Source organism: Aquimarina hainanensis, assembly GCF_042684685.1.
In the GTDB taxonomy this organism is placed as follows: Bacteria; Bacteroidota; Bacteroidia; order Flavobacteriales; family Flavobacteriaceae; genus Aquimarina; species Aquimarina hainanensis.
Genome location: NZ_JBHULX010000001.1, coordinates 536872 through 556146, shown reverse-complemented (window position 1 = coordinate 556146; position 19275 = coordinate 536872). Strand labels below are relative to the sequence as shown.

Genomic DNA, 19275 nt, shown 5'->3' with positions numbered 1-19275 from the left:
TTAGTTGTAAAAACTAGAATTTTCAATCATTACTTTTAATTTATTCCCTTCTTCTGTAATCCAATGGTTCTTTTTTATAAGTTCAATTATCAACAGTGTTTCTTCTTCGTTATAAAGTTCTGGATTTAAGCCTGATAGTTTTTCTGGAGTTTCAGGGTATTTCCATAGACTTTTGTGGTCTGATACGTTTATACTTTTTGATATACCATCGGGAAGCAATAATTCTAAATCTGGAATTTTTTGCTTCGCTAATTCAAAAATTTCTAATCCGTCTTTATCCCAATCTCCAGAATAATAGATGGGTAGCCCTCTTCTTATTTGGTGTGTGTATTCTAGCTTGGGAATATTTCTACCTCCTGCATACCATAGTTCGTATCCATTTGCTCTTGGTATTTTATCTCTATTAAGGAAATTACCATTTTCACATAGAATAATGAGTTTTGGCGCCTCGCATTGTAACATATATAGGTATTGTTGACTTTTATTGTCTACTAGTGTTATATTGAATATTTTATTTATTGCATCTATTAAAAGTGTTTTTCCATCAAGGTATTTGTCATTTTTAAAAAACATATGCGAGAATCCCCTAACAGATTCTTGTGCTTCTTCTAATTCATTTCTTCGTTTTAAAAGACTACCATCTGCTATGCCTTGTTTAAATTGAATAAGTAGGTCAATATCCTTTTTATTAAATCTTAATTGCGGTTTTAGCAGTCCTTCTTCTTCTAAAAAAGATGAATATTTCTCAAAATCTTTTAAGTATCTTTTCTCATAAACATCTAGGAAAATATCGTTGCGTTTAAAAAATTTTCTTCCTCGTTCAATCTCTAAAGCATTCTCATGATTTTTTAACACTGGGCTTTTTGCTAAGGTCTGATTAATTTTGACCTTACCTGTGTTATATAATTTGTTTAGTGCTTTTATTTCAATCCAATTCATTGACGCTGTATTCTTTTAAGATATCCTTGAAGTTGTTCGTTTTTATAATTGGTCTTAAAACTACTATTAGGAATTGGATAATTTCTATTCTTATCGGTTTTCCCTTCGATAAGTTGATGCAGATACCACCCTTCGTCATCGTTAGAGCCAAATGGCTCTGGTGTCATCGTTATTATTTGATAATTATGTTTTTTTGCAATTTCTATAAACGTATTAAAATTGTCATCATCAAGATTAGAAACTTCTTCAAGGATTAAAAATTTAAGCCCTGGTCTTATATTCTTCGATGTAATTGATAGTCTTCCTATACCAAGCAATACTCTTGCGGTATAGCTTTCTCCTGTACTTCCAGGATATTCTTTGCCATTATTATCCTTAAATTCTGTTTTAAGTTCGAAATAGGTTTTAGGATCTAGTAAGTCTGAAAAACTTATAGTTTCACCATATCCCGAGATTTCTTTAAATGATTCTTCTACAAATTTTTCTACTCCTTCTGAATTGAAAAGTCCTGCAGCTTGCGTTCTTGAAGATAAATCATTTACCCAGTCTACACTAAATTTTTTACTTGGGTCAAATACAATCTGGAAATAGTATTTTTTACTTATAAGTTCTCCTTTAAAAAAGGTGTTTAAATTAGTTACTACTTTTCTATAGTTATCATACTCATCATGGGTTTTACTAAAGATACTAAGCATCGAATTTGTGATAGTTTTCGCAAGCTTATCTCTATTAATGTAAGAACTGTTTAAAGCTTTTTCAATATTCTTAGTGACGCTAATATCATTTCCCAGAAGTTTCTTTTCCAGTATTTTGAATTCGTATTTATGTTGCCTATTGTCTTTTATTTCAATGTCGTCATTAAGTTCTCTATAATTTGTTAAGGATGTATCATATTTTTGCTCATAAGCTGTTTTTGCCAACGCATATATTTCTTGAAAATCTTTTTGTTCTTTTACCCATTTCTTTTCTAGAGTATTTTTAAGTTCTGGGTATTTTTCTAGAATATATTTCTTCTCTTTGGTTAACTCATCTTTAAGTTTTCCCTTTTCTTCTTTAACATGTTCTGGGTTATAGTCTATTTCTTTTAGTTGTTCTGTTTTTGATCTTATTAATATTTCTGCTTCTTTGTGTTTACCATTTGCTTCAAGTTGTAGTTCATTTAATTTTTCTTGTTTAAGATTACACTTATTTAACTCTTCTTTAAAGTTTTCTGTTGAAAAATTAAATGGAATTTTCTCAGATAAAGACTCTAGAGCAATTTTATTGGTGGTCAACTCTTTTGCAATATTCAACTTATACTTTTCTAAACTTTGAATCATTTCAAAAGTTTCTCGGTAGTCATTAATTTGGCGTTGGTCAGGTATGTCTGAATCCCATTTAAAATCTAAATTAAGAGATTCTAGTACTTTAACCTTTCCTTGTTCTAATAATGATATTTGTTTAAGTTTAGTTTGTTTCTCCTTTATTTGCAAATCAAGAGTTTCTTTCTTTTGGGTAAATGCTTTTATTAAATCTTCTTTGTTTTCAAATAATCTTTCGGTAGTCAATTCTTTTACAAACTTTTGTAAGCCTCCTATGCTATACCAATACCCACCATTACTTTCATCTTGTTTAATTTTATTCCGGTCTAGTATAGTTAAATCTTCTGTGTACATTATACCATCCAATACTTCTTCTGGATATTCCCAGTGAGTATCTAAAAGAAAGGAGCGTAATACCGTTTCTTGACCTAATGAAAGGCTTTCAGTTTCTTTCAAAATTTTTGAAGCAAACGATTTCTCATCATCTAGTTTTAAAACTTGTATTAACTTTTCATTATTGATTTTTTCGTCTTGAAGTTTTTTCTTTAGTGCATTTAATGCATCTGTTTGTGTTTGATATTGCTCCTCGATTTTGCCTACACTTCCGTAGGTTTTGAATAAGGGTAAGAACTGAGTTATTCTTTCAATTATCTTATTTAGTGAAAAACTAGAGAAATCAAAATTTAACTTTGTTTGGTCTACAACTTCTGGTATTACTAAAGCACATAGCTTATTATATTGTTTAGTTTTTTCCTCATAGACCTCGTAGTTGTCCTTATAAGTATTAAGGTTGCTTAATGCTGTAGAGTAAGCTTTAAATTGTGCAATCGCCTCTTTTTTATTGGCTTCTAGATTTGGCAATAACTTTTTGAGTGTATCTATAGTTTTTTCAAGGGATTCCTTCTTTTCCGCAATACTATCCCATTCTTTTTTTTGTTTATTAAAGTTTAATAATCTTTGGTGATATTTATATTGAAAGTATTCTTTTTCTGAAGACGTATATGTTTGTAATAAAGTATATAGGTCTTCTAAAAATTCTCTTTTCTCTTTTAAGTTTTCTATAAGTAAATTCAACTCTTTGTATCGCTTTACATAATCATCGAGATTCTTTTTGTTTTCCTTGTAGTTCGCTTCAATTTCTGCTTTTTTGTTCTCAAACAGAAAGTTTTTAAGGCTAATATCTTTATCTGTGTCTAGTGTATTTGCTTTTGAAAAGGCTTGTAGGACTTTTGCAAAAGCCATAAGATGTGCTTCTTGGCTAAGATTAAGTGGAAGTATTTGTTTATCGTAAAAGAATTGATATAACTCTTTACGCTCCGATTTGTTCGCGTACACATCTAAATGGAGTTCGTAGGTGTCCCGTAGACGCCTTATAAGTACATCTATTGATGGAATGGTGTTATTTACTATAAAATCTTTGTGATAAATGAGTTTGTCTTCTGGTATAAGATATTCACTTATATTCTGACGTTGTTTTATTGTTTTTCTAGTATCTGAACTAGGATCAAAAGGTTCATTTAGTATTCTGAACAACTTGATTTGACCTGAGCTTGTATTTGGTATGTTTACTCCAAATGTCAAGTACAATTTATGTTCTACCTCAATATTTAAAAAGAAATATGCATTAGGGCCATTGTAAGGAATTGTATGTATTTGACGATATTCTTTCTTAACGCTATCTGTACCGAAATGAATTTTTTTACGTTCTGCAATAAATAATATTTGGAGTAAGTCTGCCAAAAGTGATTTTCCTATACCGTTAGGGCCTGTAAAATCTGTACGTGTATCATGGATAAGATAATCTTGATTGTAATGTTTAACAATATTTATTGTAGATATAGAATGTATTAATGGGAGTCTATTCATAACTTGATTCATTTAAATTATTCACAAACTCTTCAAAGTTTAAAATTTCATATTCGTACATCGTCTGAAAACGATGTATAGATTCCCTTATAATAAAAGAAAAGTTTTTATCGTCTATTTGAATAAAATTATCAACCCACCCTAATTGCTGAAAATCCTGAATTACATTTTTAAAATTCTTCATTACATTCGCCCACTCTTTAAATGTAAAATTATCACGAGACCCATTTTTAAAGAACACTATTTTATATAAATGACTAAACTCACTTTCTGTAATCTTAGCCTTTATATCTTGAAATGAAATCTCTTTTATCTTATCAAAGTACTTTTCATAATACATTTGTAATAATGTAATTGCAATTATGGTTTCTGTTGGAGTAAGATCTCTATATCTAGAGTTAGACGATAACACGCCTTTAGAATCTTCGTTAAAAGTCAAAAAGAAATAGGTAACACCTTCAAATGTCTTTTTATCTAAAAAGAGGTTATAAAAAACTGCATAGTACTTTTGAAACTCTGTGTAGTACTTAGACAATAATCGATGAAAATAATGATTATCATCTTGAATGTGTCTGCCTCGCAATAACTCGATATTTAAATTAGCAAAATGTTCCTGAACATCCGCCGATTTAAATATATCTACAAAGTGACTATTTACTGTTTCTGTAATATGTTCATCTGCCATATTAATATATTTTCATCCTGATACTTTTCAGGAATTTTTTGTTCAATTTTCAGTTCATACTCCTTCTGTTTACTTGCATATTTCAAGATGTCGAATACAACTTTTAAAGCCATGTTTTCATCTTTAGTTTCTTCAAGAAGTTTGTAAAATTCTTTTGTAAGATCTGTATTAACCTGTTTTGATAAATTTATTTTTAAAATATTAAGTTGTCTGGCTGCCTCTTCTTGTTTATTCAGTGCCAAATTTGTGTTTATCATTTGCTTTTGTGCATAGCTTGGGTCTAACTCTTGGGCAAATACATAACTTTTCTTTTTAGTAAACGTATCGTATTTTTTAACATTTAAATGCTTAAAGTTTTCTATTGGTATTGCTTTTAATTTAAAAGGCTTGTGAAATCTTATTCCCTCATTACGGTCGTAAATTGAAGCTTCAAGACTTACTTCTAGAAATTTGCGAAGATTCCTTTGGAACTGAGTTCGTGTTCTAAAATTCTCTTTAAAGTTAGCCAGTTGTTTGTCAGCATAAATATATCGGTCAACAATTTCGTCCAACTTTTCTTTTATAATTTCAAAAAAGTTAAACACCTCAGTTTTTATATTTACCGCAGTATCATAATCTTCTTTTAATTCTTTAAGAGTTTGCGGTTCTTTTTGGGCGACAATATGGTTAACATTAGTTACTCTATTATCAAAATAAGCGACTACTTCTCGAATTTGAGCCTTGAGATTTTCACTAAGTTGTAACGTTTCATTTATTTCTTCAGAACGAGAGACACTACTTCGAAATATTTGTGTAAACTCATCTAAGTCGTTAAATGCGACATTATCTGGGCTAGAAATAATACTATTAAGCCTAATAATAGATTCATTAACCACATCCTTAAAAGCTTCAAGGTGATTTTCAATTAAAGTCTTACTACTGTGTTTAAAATTGTTTTCATACCAAACTTTAAAACCGGTTATTTCTTTAAATTTTTCAGCTTCAAACAACCCATAATTCTGAAATGTTTTTCTTAGTGGAAAATGCTTGTGCTCATTAAATAGTTTATTCCCTATGAAATCTATAAATCGAATAGCATGAGGAGTAAGAATATATTTGTAGGGGTCGCTTCTAGGATTCTCTATAAAAAAATGAAGTAATTCTTGGGTAAGTCTTTCTGCTTGTGGCTTCCCAATTAAAGTAATTTCTATAACCTCGTCTAAAGCATACTCCAAATCCACCTCCTGAAAACGATGTGGAATAATTTGCAATTCTATTTTTTTATGAAGTATATATATTAAAAGCCCTCCAGCTTTTGACGGAATTATTCTATCATAAAAATCATTTATATCTTGTAATTGTGCTTCTATTGGTTCTGATTTTATTCTAAACTTTTATCATCCTGCAAATACTACACACATAACATGTTTAAAATGTAAGTAACTAAAAATATTATTTGTTATTAAACTCAAGGTTAAAAAAAGTTCTTTTACACGAAATTCTAATATCCTTTTTTCCTGAGATATCTAGGTTCCATTTATTTGCTAATCTTCAACTATAAATAGACTAGTAAAAATTACAATTACAGAAGACTGTTGGGGAAATTGTAGTTCCGTATCTAAGATAATAAAATTAATAAAAACTACATGTGAAAAACCTAAGAACGGTAAAATAGAAGTTTTAATATCAGACAAATTAATCTTCTAAACCCTTTCAGATTTCCCACCCGAAGGTCGCAACTATTAAAACATCTTTTCAAAAAGAAAAAACAAACAATCTACTGATATACAAATGATTAACAAAACATCTGTTAATAAACCCAAATTAAATAGTAGAGAAAATTATGGATTACTAAGAGTTAAAAAATTAGAAAAACAGGACTTTAACACAGGACTTTTTACTAAAAAGTCCTGTTTTTTTATGAAACTTCACAAAAAGAAAAACATCGATAAAAAAATAACCTTCTGAATTTCAGAAGGTTATTTCTAGTAGCGGGAACAGGACTCGAACCTGTGACCTTCGGGTTATGAGCCCGACGAGCTGCCTACTGCTCTATCCCGCGATATTGAGAGCGCAAATATACGAGCTTTTTTTAATTAAACAATTTTTAAGCCATAAAAAAACTAAAAATTATATATTTTCCTTAGCAAACCCAAGTGAATTCCTCACTGTTCTATTGAGTATACCTCTAAAGAAGTTAACTCCTGATCATCGAATCTGGGACGTAATTCTATCGGATTACAACACACTTCGCAGTCTTCTACATAAACCTGATAGGGCACCGAAGGATCCAGCAGCATTGAAATTTCTTCCCAGCAGTACGGGCATTGAAAAAAATGTTCAATCATTATTCTTTTCTAACATTAGTTTACTCAAAGATACTTATATCTAAAAAAACTCCGTACTAGGATGTATCCTATTAAGGAGTTTATTACTTGTGGAGTTCACTACAAAAAACAGTATCCGTCTAGGACATCGTATCAATTTCTTCCTGAACTGCTTCCCACTCTTCCATCAAAGTGATTAATTTATCCTTTTTTTCCTGATATGTTTCAAAAAAATTAGGCTTCGCAATTGCTGCATCATAATCAGCTGCCATATCAGCATCTAACTTTTTGATTTCTCTTTCTAATTTATTGATTTTGGATTCTACGTTACTTAATTTATTATTTAACGATTTTAGTTTCTTCTGATCTTCATATGACTTTTTAGCTGTTTCTTTTGTCTTAGAAACTTCTTTTTGTCGTTTCTCTTTTTTCTCTATTTCCCGAAGATCTGCTACTTTTCGTTCCTCGAGATAAAAATCGATATCTCCCAGATATTCCTTAACCTTTTTATCTCTAAACTCATACACCCTATTGGTTAATCCCTGAAGAAAATCTCTATCATGAGATACAAGAATCAGTGTCCCTTCAAAGTTTTTTAATGCTTCTTTTAAAACGTTTTTTGATTTAATATCCAAATGGTTGGTCGGTTCATCCATGACCAATACATTAAAAGGCTGTAAAAGAAGTTTACACAACGCTAGTCTGTTTCGTTCTCCTCCAGAGAGAACTTTTACCTTTTTATCCACTTCATCTCCTCTAAACAAAAACGCTCCCAACATATCTCTAACTTTGGTTCTTGTTTTCTCATCTGCGGCATTAATCATCGTCTCGTGAATCGTCAGCTCTCCATCCAGGTATTCTGATTGATTCTGGGCAAAATATCCAATCTCTACATTATGTCCTAGTTTTAGGTCTCCTGTAAATGGTATTTCATTAATAATCATTTTAGCCAAGGTGGATTTCCCCTGTCCATTCTGCCCTACAAAGGCTATTTTAGATCCTCGTTCTACTAAAAGATCTACCTCTTTGAGTATTTCCTTCTCTCCATAGTTCTTCCCTACACTTTCTGCTTCTATTACTACTTTCCCAGGTTGTACACTAACAGGAAAGCGAACATTCATTACAGCATTTTCATCCTCATCTACCTCGATCCGGTCTATTTTATCCAGTTTTTTGATCAGAGATTGCGCCATAGTGGCTTTTGAAGCCTTGGCCCTGAACTTCTCTATTAATCGTTCTGTCTGCTCGATCTGTTTAGATTGGTTTTTCTGCGCAGCTAATTGTTGCTCCCTAATTTCCTGACGTAGCACCAGGTATTTGGAATACGGCTTATTATAGTCATAGATTCTTCCTAAAGAAATTTCTATCGTTCTGTTTGTTACATTATCCAGGAACATTTTATCGTGAGATACAATCACTACTACTCCGGCATATCCTTTTAAGAAATTTTCCAACCAAATAATCGATTCAATATCCAAATGGTTGGTCGGCTCATCTAATAATAAAATGTCATTGTTTTGCAGTAACAACTTAGCTAGCTCGATTCGCATTCTCCAACCTCCGGAAAAGGTATCTGTCAGTTTTCCAAAATCCTCTCTGGCAAATCCCAATCCTTGTAGAATTCGTTCTGTCTCTCCTTGATAATTATACCCTCCTATGATCTCATAATGTTGTGTATGATCACTCAATTCTGTAATCAACTGATTATAAGAATCACTTTCATAGTCCGTTCGTTCTGCGAGCGCCTTGTTTATTTGCTCCAGTTCTCTTTCTATCTTCTTAATTTCTTCAAAAGCTTCATAAGCCTCTTCTAAAACTGTTCTTCCCAGTACAAAATCGATATCTTGTTTTAGAAAACCAATCTTTATATCCTTATCTGTTGCAATCTGACCTGAATCAGGTTCCTGATCTTTTGATAAAATTTTAAGCATGGTAGACTTTCCCGCCCCGTTTTTTCCTACCAGTCCAACACGGTCACCAGCGGTTAATTTGAAACTTATTTCCTCGAAGAGATACTCTCCACCAAATGAAATGGATAAATTATGTATGTTTAACATCAGTTTCTAACTATTTTGTGCAAAGATGACTATTTTTGTTTTACTATAAAAGCGCGTATGAATTTCTTAAAAGGAACTAAGATTTACAGCATTTTTACAGGAGCTTGTCCTGTTTGCCAAAACGAAAGCATGTATTGCAATTCAAACCCTTACAAACTAAACACTACTTTAAAAATGGAAGAGCGGTGTAGTCATTGTAATACTAAATACAAGATAGAACCTTCATTTTTCTACGGGGCTATGTATGTTAGTTATGCTGTAGGAATTGCCTTTGCCGTCGCTGCTTTTGTCATTGCCAATCTGTTTTTTAAAATGGATCTTTTAGCTACTTTTTTTTGTATCGTAGGGACTTTGATTTTCTTTATGCCGATCATCATGAGATTGTCAAGAAATATCTGGATCAACCTCTTCTTACATTACAAAAAAGAGTAATCCTTATATACGAGTGATGAAGTCCCCTGACACTAACTACGGGAAAGATACTATGTTATAAGAGAAATCTTAATTTATGGGCTGCTCAAAAACAGTTACATCTGGATTATCAAGCAAATCTATTAATGTTATATTCAGCTTCCAAAGTTTCTCCTTTTTCTATTGAATTTAATAGCTGTTTTGCCAAAAAAGGTCCCATTAACACCCCCCTCGTACCAAGACCATTTAGTAAATGAAGAACTTTATAGGTATCATGTGTTCCTACCAATGGTCTCCTGTCCCTAACTGTAGGACGTATACCACTTTCTTGTGACACAATTGTATACTCACAGCGCAGCACTTCTTTCATCTTTTTTAGGATTTTATCTCTAGCTGCTTCTGTCGTTTCTTTTGACTTGTCCTGATGATCGTATGTCGCTCCAATTTTGTACAAATCGTTACCTAACGGAACTATAAAAAAAGCTGCTTTAATCGCTTCTTTCAACCTTAGTGTTTCACTTTTAATAATAACATATTCTCCTTTATTTCCTACTAGAGGCAACTGATTAAAATACGGATTTTGTACCATCCCATAGCCTTCAGAAAAAATAAGATGTCGCGCTTTTACTCCTTTGTAGACAACTCCATTATCTAGTATTTCTATATCATCATGGACAAAAGGTTCTTCTATCAATGAATTTTTAGCCTTCATATATGCCATATAAGACGACAACAGCTGTGACAATGCTACTTTATGAGTCTTATGTACTTTTCCTAAATAAAAGGGAGCTCCTATGCCTTCATTTTTGTTCTTAAGAATATTTTCTGATAGAAATTCGCGTAATACAGGTCTATCAGCAGCCTCATACCACAAGTTTTCTTCTTCTACCGAGTTAAATCTTCGCAAAACTGGTAACTCATCTACAAAGGACTGACTTAATCTTTCTTCTATTCCTTTATAAAAAGAGATGGCTCCATCCATTAGCTCTCCTCCTCTCCACGCCATTGTAAATCGTTTTAGAACCACAGGATTACAAACACCAGCAGCCACTCTTGAAGCCTTCTGAGAACTATCTTCATAAACAAGATAAGTTTTCCCTCTTCGTTCTAATTCTTCTGTTACAGACACCCCTGCAATCCCAAAACCAACTATTATATAATCTACCATTGCTCAAAAATAATAAAACGCCCGACAAAAACTGTCGGGCGTTTTATATATTATAATTTTATGGTGTGGTTTAGTAACTCCACATATCCATTTCAAAGTTTCTGATACTTTCCTTAACGCGCTCACTTTCCAGCAACTGCATTAAAGCATTATCAATCACATAATCTTTAATAGATCTATCTCCTTGAATATTATCTTCTTTATAAATAATAGAGTTAAACCTTCTAGCATTAAGAATATGATCATAATTAAATGGCATAGAAGTATTTTTCCTGTTAAAAGCTTTTGCATTATGCAATACTTCTCTTGCATCAGGGTACCATATCCAGAATAACGGAACCATATCTGGCTCATCATCATCGATAAAGTTAACATCTGGTGCTACAGGAGCCAAACCTAATAATCTGTATCTCAATTCACCTTGACGCTTATCAAAGTACCAATACCCTCTAATATGATATTCAGATATATCAGCTGAAGTAATATCTCTTTTATTGATATACTGAGGATCTACAGTTTCTCCGGCATTATACTGCTCAAAACCTAAATCCGTGGTATCTATTTTTGATAAGGTAGTTTGTAAATCACTGATCGTACGTGTCTCTGTAAAATATGAATCAGAGTATAAGTTTTTTATATTTCCATTTTTAATATTCGCCATTAACACATCATATAATGAACGTCTATTAGATCCTATTGAATTTGTGTCTATAGGATAGTATAACGGAAAGTTAATTCGCTCATCCAAATCTATAATTTCCCAGGTAGTCTTTGCCCAAAGAACATCACGCTCATCTACATATCCATATTCTAACGGATGGTCATTATCCTGTTCAATCTGCTCAGCAGTTTTCTTTCCTATTTGATCAGGATCGGTTGCGTTCAAAATGTTCGCCTGCCCGTATGAAACTATGGATATGATTAAAGCACAAAGACTTAATATAAGATTTCTCAAATTCATAATTACTAATTTTTTTAATTAGTTAACTCTACAATTACAGGAGATATTTTCTTTAATTTATATCCTTTATTGGTAGTTAACCTCGCTTTGATGTCAATAATTTGTACAGATGACCCTCTTTTTGCTTTTCTTAAAGCAGATTTTGCTTGTGAATTCAACCTTCCACCAGAAACACTAACTGTTGGCTGACCTTCTACTTTAAATTTGAAACCACTTACTTTTAATTTGATATCGAAATCAAAATCTGGTAATATAGCTCCTACAGAGGCTATCTGTAATGCATTTTTAGACATTTTTATAGATCCGTCTTCTCCACGTACAGTTCCAACAGGTCTAGGAATATCTTTAATTCTAAATTTCTTACTATCACTTACTGAAGATCCGTTTGGTAATTTACCACTAACCTTAATACTTACCTCACGCGATTTTACAGTAGTTACATTCATCACATATTTTCCTGCTCCTCCAGCTTTTCTCAATCCTGGCGCTGTAGCATTTACAGATGGTACTCCAGGAATAGAAATCGTCATTGGGTTATTAACTCCTCTATATACCACATTCATTTTATCTGCAGAAATTACTGCTGAATTTGGTTTTGGAATCACCGCATAAGAGCTTTCAATTGGAATTGTTACAATAGAATCTCCTTCTTTAAACTGGAATTCTCCTTTGATATCTCTTTCTCCAACATTTCCTGCTGGGAAATCAAGGATTGTTTGTCCTTCCTGCATAGACTCAGGAGATAATTCCTTACCGTTTACAACCACTTTGTGTGCCTTTAACGTTTTATCTTTCTTTCCTAAGATAATTCTTCCTTTAAATTTTTCACCGCTAAAGAAAGCCGTTTTGTCTGGTACAACAATTGCTTCGAAGTTAGATAAAGAAACCTCTGATTGTAACTGTCCTGATAACATTGCTGATAACACTTTGCTTTCTGTGTTTTTTACATCAGATTGCATTTGTGTTAGCTTTGTTAGGGTAGCTACTAAAGGATATCCTTCAAAATTATATTTTAACCAGTCTACTTTCACTTTATCTCTATTTGTAACTTCTGATGTCGAAAATTCTTTTTTAACATCATTAGCAATATCAGAGTATTTTTCTTCTAAGATTCCAGAAACTCCATCTCTATACTCTTCTATCTTACTTACAAACTCTTTTCCTGCAGGAGTTATTGTACCTCCTTTAAAAAATAATTCATCTAAAGTAACTGACTTGTCCATTGTTACGTAATCTTTTGGATCAGAAACATCTTTAGTCAGTGTAGATTTAAGGTTTTCTATATATGAAACTAACTCTCCTGACAATTTACTTGTCTGGTCAGCTTTTTCTTTCAGTGGTGTATATTTTGCTGGTTGTTCAGAAACTTTTTCAGCTAAACCTTGCATAAAAGCACTGTTTCTTTCTGTAGTTGCCTGATTAGACTCAGTCAATTTCTCGTTCATCAATCCGAATGCTGCTAACACCTCTTTTGACATGTTTAATGCCAACATAGCGATGAAAACAAGGTACATCAGGTTGATCATCTTCTGTCTTGGGGATAATTTTCCTCCTGCCATATTCTTATTAGATTTTTGGTAGTTACGTTGTTATACTATTAATTACTACAAAGGTTGATGTATCGAATACTAGTTTTTAGCATTCATTGCACTCAACATACCACCATATACTCCATTAAGAGAAGATAAATTACTAGCAAGGTTCTCCATTTGACTCTTCAGCTTACCTGCATTTTCAGCAATTGCCTGATTTGCTTCAGCTTGACGAGCAGAAGATTCTAACTGTACTTTGTATAGGTTATTTAATGACTCTAACTGAGCAGCTGCATGCGTAAGCTCTTCACTATATTTCTTTTGACCAGCGATAGAATCAACTGTTGGTGAGATGCTTTTTGCAGCTCCTTCGAAGTTGCGGATGCTTTCTCCAAGACTACTCATCAATCCTGCATCAATTCTTGCTTCTTTTAACATATCATCTAATTTCTTAGATAACATTCCTTCTGGATCTTTAGCTTCTTTAGCTTTTTTATCTCTTTTATCTCCTCCAGCTAATTCTGGATATACAAGAGACCAATCTAACTCATCATCAACAGGTTCAAATGCAGAAACTGTAAATACTAAAGCTTCTGTGATAAGACCAATAATCAGCATAAGATTACCGAATGGCCAGTGCATAATCTTAAAAAGTGCACCTAATATTACAACGGCCGCACCAAGACCGTATACCATGTTCATTAATTTTTTGCTAGATTTTGAATTTGCCATAATAAATGTGTTTTTTGTTTTTTTTAAAATAATAAAAAAAAGGTTAGTAATTTAGTTTTGATAGATAATTTTGGGACTATTGTTTATTTCTTGTGTTATTTTGGTTAGTTACGTCAGTACCCATGTAGTCCTGAACAGTTCTAAATCCAATATAACTTCTTGCCGAATCAGCGTATTCGTAATCTCTGGTACTTACCTGTAGGAAATAAGCAACATCTTTCCAGGATCCTCCACGAACCACTTTTCTTTTATTGCGATCATCATTGACATTTGGGTTCATTGATGAAACGTAATCATATCCTGCAGGATCATAAGAAGACTGTACCCATTCTGATACATTTCCTGCCATATTGTAAAGATTATAATCGTTTGGCTCAAAAGTTTTGGCCTCTACCGTATATAAAAAGCTATCTGCTGCATAATCTCCTCTCAAAGGTTTAAAGTTTGCCAAGAAACATCCTCTGTCATTAAAGGCATAAGGACCTCCCCATGGATAGGTAGCAGATTCCAACCCTCCTCTTGCAGCGTATTCCCACTCTGCTTCTGTCGGAAGCCTGAAATAGTTAACCAGCTCTTTATTCTTTTTCTTTTGGTAGCTATTTTTATAGATTGTTCTCCAAGTACAAAATGCTTTTGCCTGCTCCCATGACACTCCTACTACAGGATAATCATCATAAGCACTGTGCCAAAAGTAGTCATTGTGCATTGGTTCATTATATGAATAGTTAAAATCTTTAATCCACACGGTTGTATCAGGATAAACCTCTATGATTTCTTCCTTAACGAAATCCTTTCGTCTTCCTTTTTTGGCTCTTGCGGCAGCTTGAATATCCATCCAAGTAAATCTAAATTTAAATTTACTTACGTCTAATGTTCTTCTACCGTTATACGATTCTTCTAAAGGAATATACATGGTATCCATCACCTCGGCGTAATATTCATCTGGATAATCTTCTACATCCCAGACAATATCTACATCAAGATTTTGTTTTCTACCTTCATAACCTGTTTCGCCCATTCCACTATAGTTATCATAGACGTATTTTTCATAAACAGTCATATTGGTAGTATCTGCATCTAAAAATGCATATTCTCCAATACCTTCATCGGCAGGAGTTTTTCCTAGATCATCAGCCATAATTGCCAGATGCTGTCTGATAGTGGAGTCACGAACCCACTCTACAAACTGTCTGTATTCGCTGTTAGTTACTTCTGTTTCATCCATGTAAAAGGAACGCACGGTCACTGTCTTTGTTGGAGCATTAGACAGCGCTGCTTTGTCATCATCAGACTTACCCATAATGAACGATCCTCCGGGGATGAGCGTCATTCCATATGGTTTTTCTGGATGCCAGTTTTTCCCTTTTACTCCGACTAGTTCTCCACGGTTCCCTTTTCCGCAACTATAGAGCATTGCCAAGATAGCAAAGAGTGATACAACTTTTTTCATAACGTGTTTTAGGTTAAGATCTTCAAGATTTAAGGTCGTAAACCTATTTATTTATTTTCAGAAATGCAATTTTTTTCTAAAAAAAACCTTAAATCAGCTTTATTTAAAAGAATTAAACTTCGTTTTTTTGTTTTGCCTTATACCACCTTTCTGGTATTTCCTGATTACAAGCTTTCTCATAATCGTCATAGGTACATGGTAATAACGTATGTCTTTGCAATTTATTATTCCCAGAGGAAATAAATGGAATTTCGATCCACCATCTCCCTGTTTTATTGCTCTTATAAAAGGACAAAATATCATCTCCGATCGGCACATTATAATGAAGTGAATTTCCACTTTTTTTAACGTCCAAATCATTAGATCTATAATTAACCCCTTCTATAAAATACCAAAAAATCTGAGCGATCAAAGCAGCAGCCATTTTTTCATTCTCAAAATTTTTGAATTCATAAATCCCAAAACTTTTTACTTTATCACTGATTCCTGCATATCTAGATATCGCACAAATCTCTCTTCCGTCAAATCCATTAGGAGAAGCCTTAAACCCTCCTAAGAACGAAGAGCTGATCGCCCCCATATCCATCACTACAATATCAGCATCTCTCATGATAGGCTCCACTACTGTAATATCATTAATTACTTCTCCTAATCTATATGCATCAAAGTACAATCGCTCTATCAGATCTATTTCTTCCTGCGAGTTAAAATATGTCTGATACCCTATATTACTATAGTTAAATAAATTGTAAGGTTCGTTAACTATGATTTTCCCCACATAAGATGTATTCGTCATTTCTTTAGAGGTGTCCCCTATATCAAAACTACTATCCACATTAACCAAATTCACCATTCGTTCCAAGATGTCATAGGCTCGATATTGCGCATATACCAGATCCTGTCCCCCACCAATAATCAACGGGATTATATTTTTCTGTAATAGTGTAGCAACTACCTCTTTTATCAGATAATGTGTATCACTAATACTATTCCCCTGAGGAATATCCCCTAAATCTACCATGGAAGTAAACCAGTTTCCAGGATAGAGCCCATAAAATGATTTTCGGATTTCTGCAAAGTCCAACTGCCTGTCTTCTTCTTCAAACACTCCTCTACCCTCTGCTATTCCCAGAATAGCAACACTTACCTTTTCTAAGGACGGGACCCCTTCTTCAACCGAATGAATTGCAACTTGTTTTCCTATGGCTTGATCTGGTAATTGCTCTACATAAGCCAATACCTCATCTTGTACAGGTGTAAGAAATTCAAATGACATTATATCTTATTTCTTTTTAGCAGTCGTTTTTTTCGTTGTTTTCTTCTTAGTAGTCTTTTTCTTTTTCGGAGCATTTTTCTCGATAAGCGCCTGAACTTTCTCCAGCGTAAGCTTTGATGCATCTACTGTTTTTGGCAGCTCTATCTTTACTTTTCCTTGAATGATATTGCTACGACCCCACCTTGCTTTCTCTACACGAATCCCTTCTTCTTTCCAATCGTGAATCACCTTATCAATCTCCTTCTGCTTCTTCTCCTCTATCAATGTTATAATATCCTGCTCTGATAAATTATCAAAATCGTATTTTTTATTCACATTGATAAACATTCCATTCCATTTTATAAAAGGTCCAAATCGCCCTGTTCCTTTCTGAACCGGTAGTTCTTCATACACATAAATAGGGGCATCTGCTTTTTCTTTGGCCTGGATTAACTCTATCGCTCGTTCTAAACTTGTACTAAGCGGATCCTCTCCTTTCTCTAGAGATACAAACTTCGCCCCAAACTTTACATAAGGACCAAAACGTCCGTTATTAACCAATACGGTTTCTCCTTTATACACTCCCAACTCTTTAGGCAACTGAAATAAATCCATTGCTTCTTCAAAAGTTATACTTGACAATGTTTGCCCGGGTGCCAAACTAGCAAATCGCGGTTTATCTTCATCCTCTACCGAACCGATCTGAACCATTGCTCCAAACCTTCCTAAACGTACACTTACCTGCTTTCCTGACTCTGGATCTACTCCCAGTATCCGCTCTCCTACTTCTCTTTCTGCGTTTTCTGCCACATCTTTTACCTGTGGATGAAAATCACTATAGAATTCCTTCATCACCTCTGTCCAGTCTTCATTCCCTTCTGCTATATCATCGAAATCTTGCTCTACCTTTGCCGTAAAATTATAATCCAACACAGAAGAAAAGTGATTTACCAAAAAGTCATTAACTACCATTCCTACATCTGTAGGAATCAACTTCCCTTTATCACTACCTACTTTCTCCACAAGGCTCTTCTCCGTCACTTTCCCTTCTTTCAGCAACATCTTTACATATCCCCGCTCTTCTCCTTCTTTAGCTCCTTTCTCTACATAATTCCTATTCTGAATTGTAGAAATTGTTGGCGCATAGGTAGACGGTCTACCAATCCCTAATTCTTCTAGTTTCTTAACGAGTGCTGCTTCTGTATACCTGCTCTGAGGTCTTGTGAATCGTTCTGTAGCTGAAATAAACTTATTAAACAACTCCTCATTTACCTTCATTGCCGGAAGGATTCCGTCTTGTTCTTCTTCTTCTTCATCATTTCCTTCTAGGTACACTTTCAAAAACCCTTCAAACTTAATCACCTCTCCATTTGCAGAAAACTGTTGTGCATGAGTATCTGCCCCAATTTTAACCTGTGTCCTTTCTAATTGAGCATCACTCATCTGAGAAGCAATTGCTCGTTTCCAGATCAACTCATATAATCGTTGTTGATCATAATCTACATTTACCGTATGCTTAGCAAAATCCGTAGGTCTAATTGCTTCGTGAGCCTCTTGTGCTCCTTTCGCTTTACTTTTATATTGTCTAGGATTACTATAATCCGCTCCATAAGCTGAAACAATCTCTCCTTTTGCCGCCTTCTGCGCATCTTCTGACAGATTCACACTGTCTGTTCTCATATATGTAATCAGTCCTGACTCATATAGCCGTTGTGCCAGTGTCATTGTTTTACTTACTGAGAAATACAACTTCCTAGAGGCTTCCTGCTGCAATGTAGAAGTAGTAAACGGCGGTGCCGGAGATTTTTTTGCCGGTTTAGTCGTTAAATCTGCTACCTTAAAAATTGCAGCTATATTTTTATTTAAAAAAGCTTCTGCTTCCTGTTTTGTTTTAAAATTTTTGGGAAGTTTTGCTTTAAATGATTTTCCTTTTTCATTAGAAAACTCAGCATCTATCCGATAGGAAGCTTCTGGTTTAAAATCAAGAATTTCTCTTTCCCTCTCGACAATTAATCGTACCGACACAGATTGAACTCTTCCTGCTGATAATCCTCCTTTTACTTTCCTCCATAACACAGGCGACAATTCATATCCTACTAATCGATCCAGAACACGTCTGGCCTGCTGTGCATTCACCAAGTTATAATTAATCGATCTTGGATTCTCGATTGCCTTTAGAATTGCGTTTTTTGTTATCTCATGAAAAACGATACGTTTTGTTTTCTCTTTTTCTAACCCCAGCTCTTCTGCCAAGTGCCATGCAATAGCTTCTCCTTCCCGGTCCTCATCACTCGCTAACCAAACCATTTCTGCTTTTTTAGAAAGATCTTTTAGCTTTTTTACGACTTCTTTCTTATCACTGGAAACTATATATTTTGGTTTAAAATCTTTATCTACATCTACCCCTAACTCCTTTGCCGGCAAATCAGCAATATGTCCAAAACTGGAAGCTACTGTAAAATCTTTCCCAAGAAATTTTTCTATTGTTTTCGCTTTCGCTGGTGACTCTACTATCACTAAGTTCTTTGCCATAATCCATTTTTTTCTAGGAGCAAAAGTATATCAATTTTTTCATATCCTGAATTATGTTTTCAAAAAACACATAATTCCTG

Annotated in this window: 14 protein-coding genes and 1 tRNA gene; 1 reads left to right on the top strand and 14 read right to left on the bottom strand. The window is 33.7% G+C overall.

The features are described 5' to 3' along the window. From ACFSTE_RS02475 to ACFSTE_RS02445, 7 genes are all read right to left on the bottom strand, one after another. The gene (locus tag ACFSTE_RS02475) at positions 1-939 is read right to left on the bottom strand and encodes a Wadjet anti-phage system protein JetD domain-containing protein (RefSeq protein WP_378297929.1); all 939 of its coding nucleotides are present in this window, start codon (positions 937-939) and stop codon (positions 1-3) included. Then, positions 936-4106, bottom strand: a complete 3171-nt coding sequence (locus ACFSTE_RS02470) for a coiled-coil domain-containing protein (protein ID WP_378258323.1) — start codon at positions 4104-4106, stop codon at positions 936-938. Before ACFSTE_RS02470 ends, ACFSTE_RS02475 begins: the two co-directional genes overlap by 4 nt. Beyond that, the gene (locus tag ACFSTE_RS02465; protein WP_378258321.1) at positions 4099-4791 is read right to left on the bottom strand and encodes a condensin complex protein MksE; all 693 of its coding nucleotides are present in this window, start codon (positions 4789-4791) and stop codon (positions 4099-4101) included. The genes ACFSTE_RS02470 and ACFSTE_RS02465 overlap by 8 nt, the downstream gene beginning before the upstream one ends. Further along, on the bottom strand, positions 4761-6041 hold the full coding sequence (locus ACFSTE_RS02460; protein ID WP_378258319.1) for a hypothetical protein: 1281 nt from the start codon (positions 6039-6041) through the stop codon (positions 4761-4763). Before ACFSTE_RS02460 ends, ACFSTE_RS02465 begins: the two co-directional genes overlap by 31 nt. Before the next feature lie 718 nt (positions 6042-6759). Further along, positions 6760-6832, bottom strand: a tRNA-Met gene (locus ACFSTE_RS02455). Positions 6833-6935: 103 nt separating this feature from the next. Continuing rightward, entirely contained in the window at positions 6936-7118 is a 183-nt protein-coding gene (locus ACFSTE_RS02450; protein WP_176027722.1) for a CPXCG motif-containing cysteine-rich protein, read from the bottom strand. A 119-nt stretch (positions 7119-7237) separates the two neighbouring features. Continuing rightward, on the bottom strand, positions 7238-9154 hold the full coding sequence (locus tag ACFSTE_RS02445) for an ABC transporter ATP-binding protein (protein WP_176027723.1): 1917 nt from the start codon (positions 9152-9154) through the stop codon (positions 7238-7240). A 57-nt stretch (positions 9155-9211) separates the two neighbouring features. Between ACFSTE_RS02445 and ACFSTE_RS02440 the strand changes: the two genes are divergently transcribed. Next, a complete protein-coding gene (locus tag ACFSTE_RS02440; protein WP_176027724.1) occupies positions 9212-9586 on the top strand; it encodes a DUF983 domain-containing protein in 375 nt (124 codons plus the stop codon). Positions 9587-9695: 109 nt separating this feature from the next. Here the strand turns inward: ACFSTE_RS02440 and ACFSTE_RS02435 are convergent, their stop codons facing one another. The 7 genes from ACFSTE_RS02435 to topA form a co-directional block, all read right to left on the bottom strand. Continuing rightward, positions 9696-10733 carry an NAD(P)/FAD-dependent oxidoreductase gene (locus ACFSTE_RS02435; protein WP_378258316.1) on the bottom strand — a complete coding sequence of 346 codons (1038 nt, stop codon included), beginning with the start codon at positions 10731-10733 and terminating at the stop codon, positions 9696-9698. Positions 10734-10803: 70 nt separating this feature from the next. Then, a complete protein-coding gene (gene porN / locus ACFSTE_RS02430) occupies positions 10804-11694 on the bottom strand; it encodes a type IX secretion system ring subunit PorN/GldN (RefSeq protein ID WP_176027726.1) in 891 nt (296 codons plus the stop codon). A gap of 14 nt (positions 11695-11708) precedes the next feature. After that, complete coding sequence (gene porM / locus ACFSTE_RS02425) at positions 11709-13253, bottom strand: type IX secretion system motor protein PorM/GldM (protein WP_176027727.1); 1545 nt, start codon at positions 13251-13253, stop codon at positions 11709-11711. 69 nt (positions 13254-13322) lie between these two features. Continuing rightward, positions 13323-13958, bottom strand: a complete 636-nt coding sequence (gene porL / locus ACFSTE_RS02420) for a type IX secretion system motor protein PorL/GldL (protein ID WP_176027728.1) — start codon at positions 13956-13958, stop codon at positions 13323-13325. Positions 13959-14034: 76 nt separating this feature from the next. Next, a complete protein-coding gene (porK, locus tag ACFSTE_RS02415) occupies positions 14035-15408 on the bottom strand; it encodes a T9SS ring complex lipoprotein PorK/GldK (RefSeq protein WP_176027729.1) in 1374 nt (457 codons plus the stop codon). Positions 15409-15520: 112 nt separating this feature from the next. After that, positions 15521-16684 carry a formimidoylglutamase gene (locus tag ACFSTE_RS02410; RefSeq protein ID WP_378258312.1) on the bottom strand — a complete coding sequence of 388 codons (1164 nt, stop codon included), beginning with the start codon at positions 16682-16684 and terminating at the stop codon, positions 15521-15523. A gap of 6 nt (positions 16685-16690) precedes the next feature. Beyond that, positions 16691-19195: a type I DNA topoisomerase gene (gene topA, locus ACFSTE_RS02405; protein ID WP_176027731.1), complete on the bottom strand. Its 2505-nt coding sequence runs from the start codon at positions 19193-19195 to the stop codon at positions 16691-16693. Positions 19196-19275: the final 80 nt, after the last annotated feature.

What these genes read in the sequence shown, in the direction of transcription:
- ACFSTE_RS02475 (WP_378297929.1), bottom strand. Translation starts at nt 939, where the DNA reads ATGAATTGGATTGAAATAAAAGCACTAAACAAATTATATAACACAGGT.
- ACFSTE_RS02470 (WP_378258323.1), bottom strand. Translation starts at nt 4,106, where the DNA reads ATGAATAGACTCCCATTAATACATTCTATATCTACAATAAATATTGTT.
- ACFSTE_RS02465 (WP_378258321.1), bottom strand. Translation starts at nt 4,791, where the DNA reads ATGGCAGATGAACATATTACAGAAACAGTAAATAGTCACTTTGTAGAT.
- ACFSTE_RS02450 (WP_176027722.1), bottom strand. Translation starts at nt 7,118, where the DNA reads ATGATTGAACATTTTTTTCAATGCCCGTACTGCTGGGAAGAAATTTCA.
- ACFSTE_RS02445 (WP_176027723.1), bottom strand. Translation starts at nt 9,154, where the DNA reads ATGTTAAACATACATAATTTATCCATTTCATTTGGTGGAGAGTATCTC.
- ACFSTE_RS02440 (WP_176027724.1), top strand. Translation starts at nt 9,212, where the DNA reads ATGAATTTCTTAAAAGGAACTAAGATTTACAGCATTTTTACAGGAGCT.
- ACFSTE_RS02435 (WP_378258316.1), bottom strand. Translation starts at nt 10,733, where the DNA reads ATGGTAGATTATATAATAGTTGGTTTTGGGATTGCAGGGGTGTCTGTA.
- porN (WP_176027726.1), bottom strand. Translation starts at nt 11,694, where the DNA reads ATGAATTTGAGAAATCTTATATTAAGTCTTTGTGCTTTAATCATATCC.
- porM (WP_176027727.1), bottom strand. Translation starts at nt 13,253, where the DNA reads ATGGCAGGAGGAAAATTATCCCCAAGACAGAAGATGATCAACCTGATG.
- porL (WP_176027728.1), bottom strand. Translation starts at nt 13,958, where the DNA reads ATGGCAAATTCAAAATCTAGCAAAAAATTAATGAACATGGTATACGGT.
- porK (WP_176027729.1), bottom strand. Translation starts at nt 15,408, where the DNA reads ATGAAAAAAGTTGTATCACTCTTTGCTATCTTGGCAATGCTCTATAGT.
- ACFSTE_RS02410 (WP_378258312.1), bottom strand. Translation starts at nt 16,684, where the DNA reads ATGTCATTTGAATTTCTTACACCTGTACAAGATGAGGTATTGGCTTAT.
- topA (WP_176027731.1), bottom strand. Translation starts at nt 19,195, where the DNA reads ATGGCAAAGAACTTAGTGATAGTAGAGTCACCAGCGAAAGCGAAAACA.